Annotated in this window: 15 protein-coding genes; 2 read left to right on the top strand and 13 right to left on the bottom strand. The window is 70.6% G+C overall.

Features of this window, described 5'->3' with window-relative positions; all coding sequences use genetic code 11:
- Positions 1-47: 47 nt before the first annotated feature.
- The 8 genes from IPT68_RS01210 to IPT68_RS01175 form a co-directional block, all read right to left on the bottom strand.
- Entirely contained in the window at positions 48-953 is a 906-nt protein-coding gene (locus IPT68_RS01210) for a universal stress protein (RefSeq protein WP_189697576.1), read from the bottom strand.
- Between the two features lie 476 nt (positions 954-1,429).
- A complete protein-coding gene (locus IPT68_RS01205) occupies positions 1,430-1,909 on the bottom strand; it encodes a hydrogenase maturation protease (protein WP_189697577.1) in 480 nt (159 codons plus the stop codon).
- Positions 1,906-3,252, bottom strand: coding sequence for a Ni/Fe hydrogenase subunit alpha (locus IPT68_RS01200; RefSeq protein ID WP_189697578.1), 1,347 nt, complete (start codon positions 3,250-3,252; stop codon positions 1,906-1,908). Before IPT68_RS01200 ends, IPT68_RS01205 begins: the two co-directional genes overlap by 4 nt.
- A 25-nt stretch (positions 3,253-3,277) precedes the next feature.
- A complete protein-coding gene (locus tag IPT68_RS01195; RefSeq protein WP_189697579.1) occupies positions 3,278-4,126 on the bottom strand; it encodes an NADH-quinone oxidoreductase subunit B family protein in 849 nt (282 codons plus the stop codon).
- A 1-nt stretch (position 4,127) separates the two neighbouring features.
- Positions 4,128-4,946 carry an FAD/NAD(P)-binding protein gene (locus IPT68_RS01190; protein WP_189697580.1) on the bottom strand — a complete coding sequence of 273 codons (819 nt, stop codon included), beginning with the start codon at positions 4,944-4,946 and terminating at the stop codon, positions 4,128-4,130.
- Entirely contained in the window at positions 4,943-6,112 is a 1,170-nt protein-coding gene (locus IPT68_RS01185) for a 4Fe-4S dicluster domain-containing protein (RefSeq protein WP_189697581.1), read from the bottom strand. The genes IPT68_RS01190 and IPT68_RS01185 overlap by 4 nt, the downstream gene beginning before the upstream one ends.
- A gap of 541 nt (positions 6,113-6,653) precedes the next feature.
- Positions 6,654-7,532: a potassium channel family protein gene (locus IPT68_RS01180; RefSeq protein ID WP_189697582.1), complete on the bottom strand. Its 879-nt coding sequence runs from the start codon at positions 7,530-7,532 to the stop codon at positions 6,654-6,656.
- 327 nt (positions 7,533-7,859) lie between these two features.
- Positions 7,860-8,732, bottom strand: a complete 873-nt coding sequence (locus tag IPT68_RS01175; RefSeq protein ID WP_189697583.1) for a universal stress protein — start codon at positions 8,730-8,732, stop codon at positions 7,860-7,862.
- Between the two features lie 310 nt (positions 8,733-9,042).
- On the opposite strand from IPT68_RS01175, the gene IPT68_RS01170 reads away from it, so the two are divergent.
- Entirely contained in the window at positions 9,043-9,498 is a 456-nt protein-coding gene (locus tag IPT68_RS01170) for a Crp/Fnr family transcriptional regulator (RefSeq protein WP_189697730.1), read from the top strand.
- Between the two features lie 25 nt (positions 9,499-9,523).
- Complete coding sequence (locus tag IPT68_RS01165) at positions 9,524-10,201, top strand: CBS domain-containing protein (RefSeq protein WP_189697584.1); 678 nt, start codon at positions 9,524-9,526, stop codon at positions 10,199-10,201.
- A gap of 42 nt (positions 10,202-10,243) precedes the next feature.
- Here IPT68_RS01165 and IPT68_RS01160 read toward each other — a convergent pair whose 3' ends face one another.
- The 5 genes from IPT68_RS01160 to IPT68_RS01140 all read right to left on the bottom strand — a co-directional run bounded on the left by IPT68_RS01160 (position 10,244) and on the right by IPT68_RS01140 (position 14,203).
- Entirely contained in the window at positions 10,244-11,173 is a 930-nt protein-coding gene (locus IPT68_RS01160; RefSeq protein WP_189697585.1) for a DUF1918 domain-containing protein, read from the bottom strand.
- 196 nt (positions 11,174-11,369) lie between these two features.
- Positions 11,370-11,825, bottom strand: coding sequence for an Hsp20/alpha crystallin family protein (locus IPT68_RS01155; RefSeq protein WP_189697586.1), 456 nt, complete (start codon positions 11,823-11,825; stop codon positions 11,370-11,372).
- Between the two features lie 2 nt (positions 11,826-11,827).
- A complete protein-coding gene (locus IPT68_RS01150) occupies positions 11,828-12,139 on the bottom strand; it encodes a DUF1876 domain-containing protein (RefSeq protein ID WP_189697587.1) in 312 nt (103 codons plus the stop codon).
- Between the two features lie 14 nt (positions 12,140-12,153).
- The gene (locus tag IPT68_RS01145; protein WP_189697588.1) at positions 12,154-13,542 is read right to left on the bottom strand and encodes a nicotinate phosphoribosyltransferase; all 1,389 of its coding nucleotides are present in this window, start codon (positions 13,540-13,542) and stop codon (positions 12,154-12,156) included.
- A 43-nt stretch (positions 13,543-13,585) separates the two neighbouring features.
- Positions 13,586-14,203 carry an Rv1733c family protein gene (locus IPT68_RS01140; protein ID WP_189697589.1) on the bottom strand — a complete coding sequence of 206 codons (618 nt, stop codon included), beginning with the start codon at positions 14,201-14,203 and terminating at the stop codon, positions 13,586-13,588.
- Between the last annotated feature and the right edge of the window lie 663 nt (positions 14,204-14,866).

Genomic DNA, 14,866 nt, shown 5'->3' with positions numbered 1-14,866 from the left:
CCGGCGCGGCTGCTGCCTTCATGGGTGCTTCTCCTCGGCGCGGCGGCTCAGCTGTGCGCGACGACCGCGACGGGGGCGGTGATGTGATGAAGGGCCGCGTGCGTGACATGGCCGATGTGAGCGCCGAAGGAGCCAGTGCGGATCTGCCGGCCTACGACCACCAGCGAGGCGTCACGGGACCCGTTGACGAGGACTTGGGCGGCGCTGCCGCACCGGCTCGCCTCGATCACCTCGACGTCCGGGAACTTCTGCCGCCAGGCACGCAGCACCTTGCTCAGGAGTGAGGCCTGCCCGCGCTCGAACGTGTCGTGGAGTTCGACGTCACCGGCGAAGCGGTAGAAGGACGTGGCCGGTGCGGGCCAGGCGTGAATGACCCGTAGAGCAGCTTCCCGGCGAGCGGCTGCGTCGAAGGCGAATTCCAGCAGCGTGTCGTCCGGGTGATCGATGTCGAGGCCCAGTACGACGGGACGGAACGGCGCCGCAGCGGACGGCACGCCCGCCGGGTCCGTCCTGTGCTCGTCGGTGGCCTGCTCTTGGGCCCGAACGAGCACCACGGGACGCTCGGCACGGGCCACGACACCCAGACTCACCGAGCCGACCATGAAACCGCCGAGTCCGCCGAGGCCCCGCGAGCCGAGCACCAGCAGCTCGGCGAAGCCCGCCGCCTCGCACAGGACGTCGGCCACGGTCCCCGTCAGTTGCTCGGTGGTCACTTCGATGCCCGGGTGACGAAGCCGGATGCCGTCCGCGGCCTCCTGCGTCAACTGCTGAGCCCAGTGCCGATAACTGTCCAGGTCCAGCAACGGGGTACGGGCGACTTGTTTGGGTGTCGGCTCCTGGGCGTACACGATTTTCAGGGGCAGTCCACGCAGCAACGCTTCGCGAGCCGCCCACTCGGCTGCCGCCCGGCTTTCGGGCGAGTCGTCGAGGCCGACGGTGACGGTTCGGGACACGGTCTCCACCTCCCGGTGTGAGGGTTCCGCCACCAGCGTCGCGCCGCGGCGCCGACCGCATCAGGGGCCACATGGCCCGTTCGGGGACCGACCGACCCTGCGCAACGCGGTAGCGGACGAGCCAACCGGAGGCCGGCCCGTCCTTGACCCGCCTCCGGCCTGCCGCACCCTCCGGAAGCCCGGACGGTCGTGCAGCAGCGCCGCGAGCCACGCCCCCTCGGCAACGGTCGCGCCCGGCAGCACCGTGATCGCGGGACGTGTCATCAGCTCGGCGGCCAGGTCGCCACGGGCCTTGCCGTGGACCCGGCGCTCACGCAGCCTGCCGATACGGCCGGGCCGGTGACCGGATGCCTCGAAGGCGACCTTGGCCGGCAGGTCGGACTCCGAGACGACGCCGACCCATGGTCCACGGCGTCCACGACCGGGAGCGCCTCCGCGTGCTCGCGCGCCGGCGAGCGCCCCTGAGAAGAGCTCCTCTACTGCTCGTGGTTCGGTCCGTGGGCCTGCCGGACGGAAGCGGCGACCCGGTCGACCAGTTCGGGGAGCGCCGACCGCACCGCTTCACTCAGGGGTGCGCCGAGTTCGACGTCCGTCACCTCCATGGCATGCACCACGAGCCTCTGCGGCAACTGCCCGAGCGCCTGCGCCAACGCAAGGCACTCGCCGAGGCCGAGCGCGTGGGTGCTCGCCGTACGCGCTGTTCGCGAGGCCGCGTCCGCCGCTGTGAGAGTGTGCAGCTTCCCCGGCCGGGCGGGCTGTGCACGGAGGACTTCCACCACGACCACCGTGTCCGCGCCGCGCCACAGATCGAGCATGCGTGCGGGTTCACCGTCACTGACCGTCAGGACGGTTCCGTCCGGGACGAGGCCCCGCAACGCCTCCACTGTCGCCGGACCGACCCCGTCGTCACCGCGCAGGGGATTGCCCACGCCGATCACCACGACCCGGCCGCTCATGTGCGCTCCACGGTGACGTCGAGGAAGTGGGCGGCGCAGGAGATACAAGGGTCGTGGTTGCGGATGGCCCGTTCGCACACATGGGTGAGCTCCTCGTCGTCGGCGGGCGGTCCGGCCGTCTCCAGACGCGCCTGGACGGCCTTGCGCACGTCCTCCTCGATGGCCGTCTGGTTCTGGGCCGTGGGCGGGATGATGCGTGCCTCGGTGAGCGTGCCGTCCTCGGTGAGGGCGTAGCGGTGGTACAGCAGGCCCCGGGGCGCCTCGGTGGCCCCGGTGCCGGCAGCCTGGCGCGGCGGGACCTCGACGGCCGGGCGGGGAGGTCGTTCGTATCTGCTGATGATCCGCAGGGCTTCCTCGATGGCCTGTACCACTTCCACGGCGCGCACGACGATGCTGCGGAAGGGGTTTTGGCAGACGGCGCCGGTCAACGGATCGCCCAAGCCGGCCTCCCGCGCCGCCTCGGTGGCCACGGGGTGAAGCCAGCGGCCGTTGATCGCGTATCGGGCCAGCGGACCAGTCAAGTAGCGGCGGCCGTCGAGTGCGCTCGTGCGAGCCGTGGAGTGCGGTACCTGCCCTTCCCGGATGTGCTGTTCGAATTCGGCCAGGTTGAACTCGCGCAGCGCCGGGCCCTGGCCTTGAGCGGCCATGACCGCCGGTGTTCCGGAGTCGATCGCGTAGCGGCCGGGGTCGCGCAGTGCGAACAGGTCGTGGTCGCACACGACGTCGGGAAAGTCGAACGTCGCCACCCAGCGGACGGTCTCCAGCGCGTCCTCCCGGGCCTGCCGCAATCGTTCCTCCAACGGACGCAGTTCCTCCCGTCCCGGGGTTCGGTAGAAGCCGCCGACCCGGACGTTGACCGGGTGGATGGGGCGGCCGCCGAGCTGTTCCAGGATCGCGTTGCCGGTCTGCTTGATTCTCAGGCCGCGCTCGACGACGGCTCGCTGGTCGCGGGCGAGTTCCACGACGTCGGCGCGCCCGAGGAAGTCCGGGGCGTGCAACAGGTAGATGTGCAGCGTGTGACTCTCGATCCACTCCCCGCAGTAGAGCAGGCGGCGCAGTTCCGCGAGAGGACCGTCCACCGTGACACCACAGGCGTTCTCGATCGCCTGGCAGGCGCTCATCTGGTAGGCGACCGGGCAGATGCCGCAGATGCGGGCGGTGATGTCGGGCGGTTCCGTGTGGCCGCGGCCGATCAGGAAGGCCTCGAAGAAGCGCGGCGGTTCGTAGATCCGCAGCCGCGTCTCGGCGACCGAATCGCCCGCGACGCGTAGGTGGAGGGCGGCTTCGCCCTCCACCCTGGCCAGCGCGTCCAGTCGCAGGACGCGGGTTCCGCGATCGTTCATGCGCACCTTTCCGGGCAGGGGTCCGTCAGGCCGGAGGGCTCTGCTGCTCCTCGGCCGCGAGGTCGGGTACGGGGGCATAGTCCGGTGACGCGGCGTTGAAGGTGCGGAAGACACGCTGGATGTCCCGCTCGCTCATCCCGTCGTGGCGCAACTGCGCGATCATGGCGCGCAGGTTGGGTTTGCTCGACGGCCCGAAGCAGCCGTAGCAGCCGCGTCCGTAGGCGGGGCAGATGGCGCCGCACCCCGCGTGCGTGACCGGGCCCAGGCAGGGGGTGCCGTGGGCCACCGTGATGCAGGTGGTGCCGCGCCTCTTGCACTCGAAACAGACGCTGTGATTCGAGATCTGGGGTTTGCGTCCGGCCAGGTAGGCGTTGATGACTTCGAGGAGCTGGCGGCGGTCGATGGGGCACCCCCGCAGTTCGAAGTCGACCGGCACGTGGGCCGAAATCGGTGTCGAGGTCTCCAGGGTGGCGATGTACTCCGGCTGGGCGTAGACGGCGGCGAGGAAGTCGTTGACGTCGACGAAGTTGCGCAGCGCCTGGATGCCGCCCGCGGTGGCGCAGGCTCCGATGGTCACGAGGTACCGGGAGATGTGCCGGACGTGCTGGATCCGCTCGGCGTCCTCGGCGGTGCTGATCGACCCCTCGACCAGCGACAGGTCGTACGGCCCCCGGCCCTCCAGCCGCGCACGCTCCCGGTCGGCGCCCTCGGCCGGGGTCATCTCCACGAAGTGGTCGATCCGAACGCGTTCGGTGAGGCCGAGGAGTTCGTCCTCGCAATCGAGGAGGGTCAGCTGGCAGCCGTCGCAGGAGGCGAACTTCCACACGGCGAGTGTCGGCCGTGTGCGTATGGCCGGGCCAAGTTCGGTGACCATGTCACAACTCCCTCACGAGGAGCAGGTCCGCCACACGGTCGTAGCCGACGACCGGGCCGTCCCGGCACAGCAGGAGCGGGCCGAGTTGGCAGTGGCCGCAATGGCCGGTGGCGCAGTGCATGTTCCGTTCCAAGGACACCTGGACGCGGTGCGGAACCAGCCCGCGGGTCACGAGATCGCGTGCGGTGTGCCGCATCATCACCTCGGGTCCGCACACCAGCGCGCAGGTCCGTTCGGGGTGCAGGTCGAGGTGGTCGAGGAGGGTGGTGACCACGCCCACCGCGCCCTGCCAGCCCGGACCGGGGCGGTCGACGGTGACCTCCACCCGGGCCGGGCCGCGCCACCTCTCGATCTCGTCCCGGAAGACCAGGTCGACAGGAGTGCGGGCACCCACCACGACGGCGAGCCGACCGTACTCGGCCGACCGGTCCAGGACCGTGTGCACGACCGGTCGCAGCGGAGCCAGCCCGATGCCGCCGGCGACCACCAGTACGTCGTGTCCGGCTGCCGATTCGAGGTCCCAGCCTGTGCCGTACGGCCCGCTGAGTCCGACGGTGTCACCAGGACGCAGCCGGTACAGCGCGGTCGAGACCGCGCCCACCGCGCGCACCGTGTGCACAAGACCCCCGTGGCGGCCGCGCAGGGCACTGGCCGAGATGGGCACCTCACCGACCCCGAAGGCGTAGATCATCGCGAACTGACCCGGTGAGAAGGGTGCGAGCGCTTCTCCGGCCGGTACCAGCTCGATCGACCGGGTGTCGGCGGTCTCGGCCCAGGCGTCGGCGACGCGGTACGGCAGCGGGGGCGGCACGGTGGTCATCCCCCCTTCGACTCCGCTGCCGTCCAGTCGTGCAGGGCAGCCGCTTCCTCGGTGATGTCGATGCCGACGGGACACCACACGATGCAGCGCCCGCAGCCCACGCAACCGGACGAGCCGAACTGGTCGTACCAGGTGCCGAGTTTGTGGGTCATCCACTGCCGGTAGCGGCTACGCGCGGAGGCGCGGACCGGCCCGCCGTGCAGATGGGAGAAGTCCAGGTCGAAGCAGGAGTCCCACAACCGCCACCGCTCCGCGTGATCACCGGTGAGGTCCGTGACGTCCTCCGTAGTGGTGCAGAAGCAGGTGGGGCACACCATGGTGCAGTTGCCGCAGGTCAGACACCGCCCGGCGACGTCGTCCCAGCGGGGCGCGTCAAGCGTTCCGGCCATCAGCTCCCGCAGGTCGGCTTCCGGCATGGTCCGTCCCATGCGGTCCGCGGCAGCCGTGACGGCTGCGCGAGCCGTCTCCCGGGTTTCCGGGTCGGACAGACGAGCGGGCACCTCGGCCAGGATCTCCGCGCCTTCCTCGCTGCCGCTGCGAACCCAGAAGCGGTGCCCGTCCCCGTCGACCACTTCGGTCATCACCAGGTCGTAGCCCGGCCCGGCAGCGGGTCCGGTGCCCATCGAGACGCAGAAGCACGTGGCACCGGGCTCCGTGCACTCGACCACGATCAGCAGGGCGCCGGAGCGACGCCCCGCGTAGGTGGGATCGCGGTACGCGCCGCCGGTCAGTACCCGGTCCTGGATGGCGATGGCCCGCAGGTCGCACGGGCGCACACCCAGGAAGGCGTACCGCGGGGGCGCGGCCTGGTCGGCAGTGAGGACCAGCTCCCCCTCCACCCGGTCGGCGCTCCACTCCCGTACCCGCGCCGGATGCAGGAAGGACTTCCACGACTGGGGACCCGCCGCGTTCGCGAAGGCCGCGCCGTCCGACCGCTCCCGCAGCCGGTACCGCCCGGCCTCCAGCTCCACGCCCCATCCGTACGGCAGCTCGTCGGCCGACAGCAGCTCCGCCAGCACGATCGCACCGTCCCGCACCGTGGGTCCGACCACGGTGAACCCACGCCGGACCAGAACGTCCACGAGCGCCGCCATGCCGTCCTTGCCCATCACGAGCCCCTCGGGCTCCGGGGACGGGACAGCGTTCACGTCGGTGTCGGCACTCATGACCGACCTCCTTCTGCACGGCGCGGCACATCGGGCCCTGCCCTCCCCTGAAGCCGCCAACAGCAGCCTTACAGGCACGGCACCCCGCCGACAGAGCCACATGGGCCCCGTCCGTGGGGTCCGTTGGTCCCCTTGACTCAGACAGGCCGACACCTGTGATTCTCGGCGAGCGTCGGAGGTGCCGCCACGCCAATCAGCAGGCTCGGCCCCGCGGTGAGAGGAAGGCCCTGCGGTGAGGGCAAGTACACCTGCCCTCCTGCCTCCACCCCCTTCCGCCACGGTCAGGGACCTGAGCCCGTGGGGCGCCGGCCGCCGTGCGGCCTCGTCCGGCGACGGGCCTGTGCAGGAGTCGTGCCCGGGAACCGGTCGGTCTCCGCAGCGGACGTCCGGCTGCCACCGCGCCGGTTCACAGCCGTGGCGGGGGCATGCCATCTCCCCACGGCTGCCTGCAGGTGGTGGTGCCATCGGTCGCTCCGTTCGTGCACCACCCTGCCACCGCCCCGACCGGCGGTTCTCCGCCCTTCTCGGAGTGCGTCTTCGGTCAGGGCTCTGCGCCACCGCGGCCGTGGTCGGCGGCGTACGCGGCGAACACCTCCGTCGGCGTTCCGCCCGTATGCAGGAAGCGTTGGTCGAGGATGACGGCGAGGTCTGCCAGCGCACCGGTGAGCAGGTCACCGGCCAGTCGGACCTCCGGCCGCTGGGCTGTCTGTCCTCGCCGGGCCAGAGCCTCGGCGTAGCCGACCATGGCAGCGAGCGACGAGTGGTCCTCCCCGTCGTGGAAGTAGTAGGCCTCGGCGTACTGGGTGAAGTCGATACGCACGCGGACGACTTCGGTGGCGAGGCTGTCCAGCAGCAGCGCCCCCGACGTGGAGTCGATCTGCTGCGGCGTCGGGGCCGCCTGGCGCAGCAGCGCCAGGCGGACGGCAAGGACCCGCCTGCGGGTCAGCGCCGGATAGATCTCCAGCACCCAGGAGACCGTGGCCGTCAGCAGGGCGAAGCCGACGAGGGCTTCCAGCGGTGAGACCACGCGGAGCCAGCCTTCTCCGGGCGCGATGTCCCCCAGCCCCAGGGTGGCCACGGTGACGAGCGACAGGTACACCGAGTCCAGCAGCGCCGCTTCCCGCGCCGCCTCGGAACCGGGCGAGAAGGCGAACGCCCCGGGCATGTGGGGCCAGTAGATGACGGCCCAGCCGAGGACGACGGTGAAGGCCCACATGCCCACCACCGTGACCATGGCGAGCGGTCCGACGAGCCCGACCACCCGTCTGCGCCCTCGGAAGCGTTGGGCGAGTCGCCACATCGCCGTCATGACGAGGCGGCTCAGGCCGCCATGGCGAGTGGGGTGCCAGAGCGTGTGGAACAGGTCCCGCAGGGTGAGCAGGACGAGCCCGGCTCCGACCAGCGAGACCAGCCACTTCATACGCGTCTCCCAAGGGGCCTGTCACGTCGTGGGAACCCGGCTCTCGGAGCCTATGGCCTGTCCGGCGGATCACGCGGCAGACGCGACAGGCGGAACCCTCGTCCGCGTGGCTCCACTCTCCGGCAGAGCCCGCACGCATCTCTCGCCGGGACCGACGGTGACCGGTCGGGCGGTACTACCCGGATCGATGACACATCCGAGTCGGGGCTGATTCCGCTGCCCGCTCCGGCGCCGCGCACCGACTCCCCGGTTACCGCGGTTGGCGCGGCGAGAAGCCGTAGTCCGAGAACGCCGCCAGTGCAAGGCCCCTCACCGCACGTGCGGGAGTCAGGCTCGCTGCGGGACGACGGCCACCGGGCATTCCGCGTGGTGCAGCAGGGCATGGGCGGCCCTGCCGAGCTGCAGACCGAAATGGCCGTGCCGCCGTAGCGCGCTCACGACGATCAGGTCGGCGTCTGCCGATGCATCCAGAAGGACTTTGTGCGCGGGGCCTTCCACCGCTTTGCGGTGCACTTCGACGTCGGGGTGCTCCCTCACGGCGTCGCGCAGTGCGTCGGTGAGAAGGGTCGAGGCCTGCTCCTGGTGCACGTCGGCGGCGACCTCGAGCAGCGGTTGATCCATGTGTTCATGGGCCGGGTACCGCCAGGCCCGGACGGCATCCAGGGCGCAGTGGCGCACCTCGGCCTCGCGGAAGGCGAACCGTACGGCAGTCGAGCCCTCGGTGGCATCACCGACGCCGACCACCACGCGGCCGAGGGAGCCCTGCCGGTTCCGCTTCCCGCCACGGACGACGACAACCGGGCAGACGGCGCGGGCGGCCACCGCGAGGCTGACCGAGCCCAGCAGCTCTCCGGCGAGCTCACCGCGGCCGCGGGAGCCCGTGACCAGGGCGAAGGACTCACGGCCGGCGTGCAGCAGCACGGACACGGCGTCGTCGGGCAGCACCTCGCTCGACACCTTCACCTCCGGGTTGCGCAGCTGCGCGCGTTCCGCGCCGGACGCGGCGATGTGCTGCGCCATGATCTCTCCCGACGGGCGGTCGGTGGTGAAGGACGGGCGGCCCCCCTCGTACCGCTCCCACAGGGAGGCGTACACGAGCCGCAACGGAAGCCCGTGGCGTGCCGCCTCGTCCGTCGCCCAGTCCACGGCCTGCAGGCTGGAATCCGATCCGTCGACACCCACGACGAGCGGGAGCTCCATCGTCCGCCACCGCCTTCCCACCCGGCAACGCGCGAGACCACCTGTGACCACGGTCGCACTGCCTCGGGCCCGTCGCGACACGTGGACCGGCGCCGTGACACGTGGACCGGCTCGGGAGCCGACGCCGGTCCCGGTTGCACCACGCCCGTTTGCGGCGATCGTGGAAGTCATACGGGGAGACGAACACGCTGGGTGCGAGCCCATCGCCGACACGACCACGAAGACCACGGCCCCACTCGGCGAGACGGTGACCGGCACACGAAGCCCGCCCCCTTTCCCCCGAGGCCATGGCGAAGGGAAGGCCACAGTGGTGACGAGGCCCGGCGTCTTCGGCGCCCTGACCAAGGAGCATCGCGAGCAGCTCATGTCGCTGGCTCGTGAGGTGTCGTTCGCGACGGGCGAGCGCATCTTCAACGAGGGAGGGAAGGCCGACCGCTTCTGGATCATCCACACCGGCACGGTCGCTCTCGACCTTCATGTCCCGGGCAGGCAAGCGGCGGTCATCGAGACCCTCGGTGCCGGAAGACTGCTGGGCTGGTCCTGGCTGGTTCCTCCCCATCACTGGCACCTGGGAGCCGAGGCGAGCAGCCCGGTGCGTGCCTACGAGTTCGACGCGGCGGCGGTCCGCGAGATGTGCGCGAAGGACCCGGCGCTGGACCACGAGCTGTGCTCCTACGTCCTGGGCGTGGTCGCGCGCCGGCTCAGGTCCGCCCGGATGCGGCTGCTCGACCTGTACGCACCCTACGGCGCGGGCGAGGTGCCCTGACGTCTGCGAGACGAGGTGGTTGGACATGCGTGACACCCCACACATCGTGAGTGATGTCATGACACAGACGGTCGTGGCGGTGGGCCGCGACGCGCCCTTCAAGGAGATCGTCCGGACCATGGAGCAGTGGAAGGTCAGCGCCATGCCGGTGCTGGAAGGCGAAGGCCGCGTCATCGGCGTCGTCTCCGAGGCCGACCTGCTGCCCAAGGAGGAGTTCCGCGACAACGATCCGAGCATGTTCGAGCAGCACCGAAGGCTCTCCGACATCGCCAAGGCCGGGGGAGTCACGGCGGAGGAGCTCATGAGTTCCCCCGCCATCACGGTCCACCCCGACGTGACTCTGGCCCAGGCGGCCAGGATCATGGCCGTCCGGCGTGTCAAGCGGCTGCCCGTGGTGGACGACCTGGACATGCTCCAGGGCATCGTCAGCCGCTCGGATCTGTTGAAGGTCTTCCTGCGGCCGGACGAGGAGATCGAGGAGGAGGTCCGCCGCACGGTGGTCTCCTACCTCTTCCCGGCCTTCAGCCATGCCGTCCACGTGAACGTGCACGAGGGAGTCGTCACCCTCCGCGGGCACATCAGCGACACCTCGCTCATCTCGGTCGCCGTGCGCCTGGTGCGCGCCGTGGAGGGCGTCGTGGACGTCGAGCCCCACCTCACCGGCGAGTCCACTTCTTCCGCCCGGCCGGAGGGCCTGCGGTGAGCCGGACGCGCTGGTTGCAGGGGGTGTTGTCCGACCTCCTGCTCACTGCTCGGCCGGAATGATGCGGCGTCCGGTGAGGCGCGTGGGCTCGATCGACACCCACATCTCGCGTCGACCTCCGGGCCACGGCTCGGTGTGGGCACGCTCGACCAGTTTCCCCACCACACCGGGCTCGGTGACCACGGTCGCGGGTCCGACGGCGAGGACACTCCAGCCCTGGCTCATTGCCTCATCCACATGGTCGACCTCGAAGGCGACTTCCCGTCCCACGGACCTCGCCGGTACCGAGTCAGGCGAGGTCCGGAAGGCGATCGCGTCGCCGACGACCTCGTAGTTGACCGGAACGACCGCCGGGCCGTCCGGTGTCCAGACCGCGACGCGCCCCACGCCGTGCGTGGAAAGCAGGGCCCGGCACTCGTCGGAGCTGAGGTTGTGCAGCTGAGGATGAAGCATGGCCTGGCCTTGGCCGGGCGGCACATCCGCGCCGCCGCCGCGCAGGGCCGCAACGCTGGTTCCCAGTGCGGCAGCCAGGCCGATGAGACTGCCACCGGTCGGGTCGGCCGGCTGTTCTTCGAGGTAGGCCAGGTACTGCGGCGCCATCCCGGCGCGGCGGGCCGTCTCGGCCCGGGTGAGTCCCCGGCGTGTGCGCTCGGCTGCGATGCGGCGGCCGACGTCACCGGGGTTGGGCGCCCTGCCCGGTGGGGTCTCGCCCGACACGGCACTCCGCTGCCCGCCCGTCACCTCGACGCCCGGCCTGGAAGCGACGGGCGGACCCCCGGGCTCGTGCTCGATGTGACGGATGTGCGCGTCGGGCCCGGGAAAGACGAGCGTCACTTCGTCCGTGTCCGACCAGCGCACGTCGTAGGGCGGCGTGCCGTCCGCGTGGTGCAGTCCCACGATCTCGCCATCGCGCCTCATGGCGCCGGTGGCAGGGCTTTCGACAACGAGTTGATCGCCGAGTTGAGCTCGCATGATCGCCACCGTTTTCCTGAGAATGATGCTCCAACCCAACGTGCCACGCACGGCATGCCGACGCAGGGATGAGACAGCCGACGGCCCCGGCCGGGAGTCGGACAGCGGCAGATCTCACGACCGGCGCGCTCTTGACGCCTCGGACGACTCCCGTGCCGCGGGCCACGGCACATGACCCTGTGACGGCACTGTGGAGTCAGCCACCGATGTCGATGCGGTGCGATTTGCCCTTCTCTGCCTTCGGCACGCGCACGGTGAGCACGCCGTTGGTCAGATCGGCGCTGACGTGTTCGGTGTCCGCGTTCGGTGGCAGGCTCGTGCGGTAGTCGAACTGCCCGATGTGGCGAGTCTGCCGCCTCACCACACCCGTGCGCTCCCTTTCCTTGATCTCACCGTGGATGTCGAGCTCGCCCTCGGCCACCTCGACGGTGATCTGGTCCTTGTCCACGCCGGGAAGTTCCAGCTCCACCAGATACGCGTCCTCGGTGTCCTCGATGTCGGCCAGCGGCGCCCACGCTCCGGCCGCTCCCGCACCGCCGGCGGGGAAGGCGGACTGCATCAGCCGGTCCATGCGGCTGTGCAGTTCCTCCAGTTCGCGGAAGGGGTCCCACGTCGGGAAAGCACCCCTGCCAGGACGGACAGGCAGCGTCATGGTCATCCTCCTCGCATGTTGTCCGGCAACGGCCAAGCGGTCTCGGGGCGGGTACTGGGCCCCGTACCGGGCCGGCTCACACCGTCGATGTCACGCTCTGCGACCTCCACCAATTGCCGGCCCAGATCGTGCATCGCCCTGCCCGCCGCCAGCTCGTCACCGATTTCCGGCACATCCCTGTCTGTGGGGTTCCGGTGTGCGGCACCGTGCCCGGTGAACTCGTTGGTCCCGGTGTTCAGCACCACACGTGCCTTTGTCGTTCCGTCTTCCTCGAAGAGGTAGAGGCGGACCTTCCATTCCACGGTATGCCGCATCGCGTTCCTCCTCATCACGGTACGGATCGCTGTGTTCCGGGTGCGCTCCGCTCACGGTGTCGCAGGACCGCGGCCGAGGCCTGCACCTCGTCCTCGATACGGCGCCGGACCTGTTCGGTGAGCAGCGTCAGGTGTCCGGAGGTCACCGCCCGGGGCGCGACGGGCGCCCGGATCCTGCGTGCCGCCGGAGGGAGTTCGGCCAGGTCCGCGGCGAACCTCTTCCGGCTCTCCTCGAGAGTGGAGCGCGCGACGGTTCGCCGTCCCCGCTCCATCACCGGCACCAGCAGCGGCACGCCTTGCCGGGGCGGCTGCTCGTCACGCACGCCGATCACATCGCCGTATCCCGGGCAACGGAACACCTGCTTCTGCCCGGGGGCGGTCACCTTGGCCGAGGAGAGCTTCATCACCGGACGTCCGTCGTACTCGACCAGCTTGTAGGCGGAATCCAGGAACGGGGCGTCGGCCGAGACGCCGACGCGGGTGCCGACGGCGTAGACGTCGATCGGCACTCCGGAGCGGACCAGGTCGTCCACGGAGTACTCGTCGAGACCGCCGCTGGCGATGATCCTGACGTCCGGCAGCCCGGCCGCGTCGAGAACGGCACGCGCGCGCAGGGCCAGGGCACCGAGGTCGCCGCTGTCCAGCCGTACGGCCGAGCCGGGCCCACGGTCGAGGTCCCGGAGCACACGCGCCGCGACGCGCACGCCCTCCTCGGTGTCGTAGGTGTCCACCAGCAGCGTCACCGGACCGGGATGGGAGCGGGCGAACGCACGGAACGCGTCCTCCTCCGCCGCGAACGCCTCGACGTACGAGTGGGCCATCGTGCCGACGGCAGGAAGTCCTTCGGCGGCGGCCGCGGCCACGTTGCTCGTCCCGGTGAAGCCGACCATGCCGCTCAGCCGCGCGGCCTGGAAACCTGCCTGGGGGCCGTGGGTGCGTCGCAGGGAGAAATCCACGACCGGGTGTCCCGCCGCGGCCAGGACGCAGCGGGCGGCCTTCGAGGCGATTGTCGTCTGGTGGTTGACCTGGTTGAGTACGTACGTCTCGACCAGCTGTGCCTGCGGAAGCGGAGCGGTCACCTCCAGCAGCGGCTCTCCGGCCAGGACGATCCGCCCTTCCGGTACCGCCCGGACCTTGCCGGTGAACTCCGTGCCGAGCAGCGGCTCGAGATCGCGGGGAGGCCGGCGCAGCGCCGAGGAGAAGTCTTCGACGTCCTCGCGGGTGATCCGGTACCCGGAGAGGAAGTCAAGCGCCGACTCCAGGCCGGCGGCCACCAGGAAGCCCCGGCCGGGCGGCATGTCGCGAACGAAGAGACTGAAGGTCGCCGGGCCGGTCACCCCCTCCGTCAGGTACGACATCGCCATGGTGACCTCGTACAGATCAGTGGTCGTCGCATCGGACATCAGCGTCACCTCCCGTGGACCCGTCCCACGACCGCCGGCCCACTCACCGGTGGAACCGCGCGGACCACAAGGGCTCCACCAGGTCCCATTCGGCGTCCCACTGCGCGTACCTCCAGCGGTTCAGCACCAGCCGCACGCCCTTTCGTCCAGCCGCGCAGCCGGCGTAGACGGCGACCGCCGTCATGCCGCCCGCCAGCCAGGCGGTGGCCGTCGCGTTGTCCTTCGGCATCGGCGGATCCTGCACGGCTTCCTTCCGGTCCACCCAGATCCGCACGGTTGAACCCGCGGTCGTGTCAAGCGGCACCTTCGTGGTTCCGGTCTGCTGCCGACCGTCCTGCCCCGTCCAGCTCACCCGCACCGTCTGTCGCTCGCCCGCGGCACTGCCCGGCGCTGCGTCAGGGGCCGAGATCACCCGTGCGGTGACCTGATGGCGGTCCGCGGACTGGATCTGTACGGTGCGCATGGTGGACTCGTGGGCAGCCAGGCCCGCGCTCACCGAAGCCAACGGCAGTCCGACGGCGAGCACCAGGAGCAGCAGGGCGGAGCACCAGGCTTCGACACGATCGGACGTACGCCTCAGTGGATTCGCGCCTTTGGGCGGGCGCGGTGCCTTGTGCGGTCGGTGAGGACCGGACGCGTGCGGCGGGTTCTGCGTGCTCATGGTCTGGCCTCCAGCTGTCGCTGGTGCGTCCCCCACAAGTTTCTCCCACCCCACCTTCCGACGGCGACAGTCCCCGGTCACTGGGCCGAAGGTCCCTGCTGACCAGCACTCGGCCCCATCCGGCCCCTGCAGCTCCCGACCCGAGCACCACCACGGTCGGCGACCGGAAACGGCGCGTGATGCAGTACCGCGTGGTTGACCCGACCAGGTGCAGACCGGTGTGCCGAGTCGCCTGCGGGTCCTCACGACGAACGGATCGGCGCGGGACTCGTGCTGCTCCCGCGTCCTGGTCGCCCTCGTACGCAGGTCCACATGCGCCGTGGGGTGGATTGGGGTACTTCTCGAATGAAGAAGGGTCGAGTGAGGGATCGCACCTCGTTCGCCGACGATGTCCGGACCCTCCACGCCGGCGGTCGCGCGCACGTCGTCCACCGCGTCATGTCAAGCTTCGCAGGAGACGGAGGCCCCGCCATGCAACCAGTCGTCACCGGCGGCCTCCCGCTGGGCCGGCGACGAGGCGGCGAAGCGCAGGCTCACTGCGGGCCTGTCGCGCGTACGGGCGGCCGAGGGCCCCGAGCTGCTGGTCGTCGGCCGGCACGAACACCGGCAGGGCTTGCCGCCCCACCCGGGTGGCGTGGGGCGCAGGCCGCCATTCACCACCGG

It is taken from the genome of Streptomyces chromofuscus, from assembly GCF_015160875.1.
Classification (GTDB): Bacteria; Actinomycetota; Actinomycetes; order Streptomycetales; family Streptomycetaceae; genus Streptomyces; species Streptomyces chromofuscus.
The sequence above is the reverse complement of the archived record's forward strand: the minus strand, read 5'-3'. Positions and strand labels throughout refer to the sequence as shown.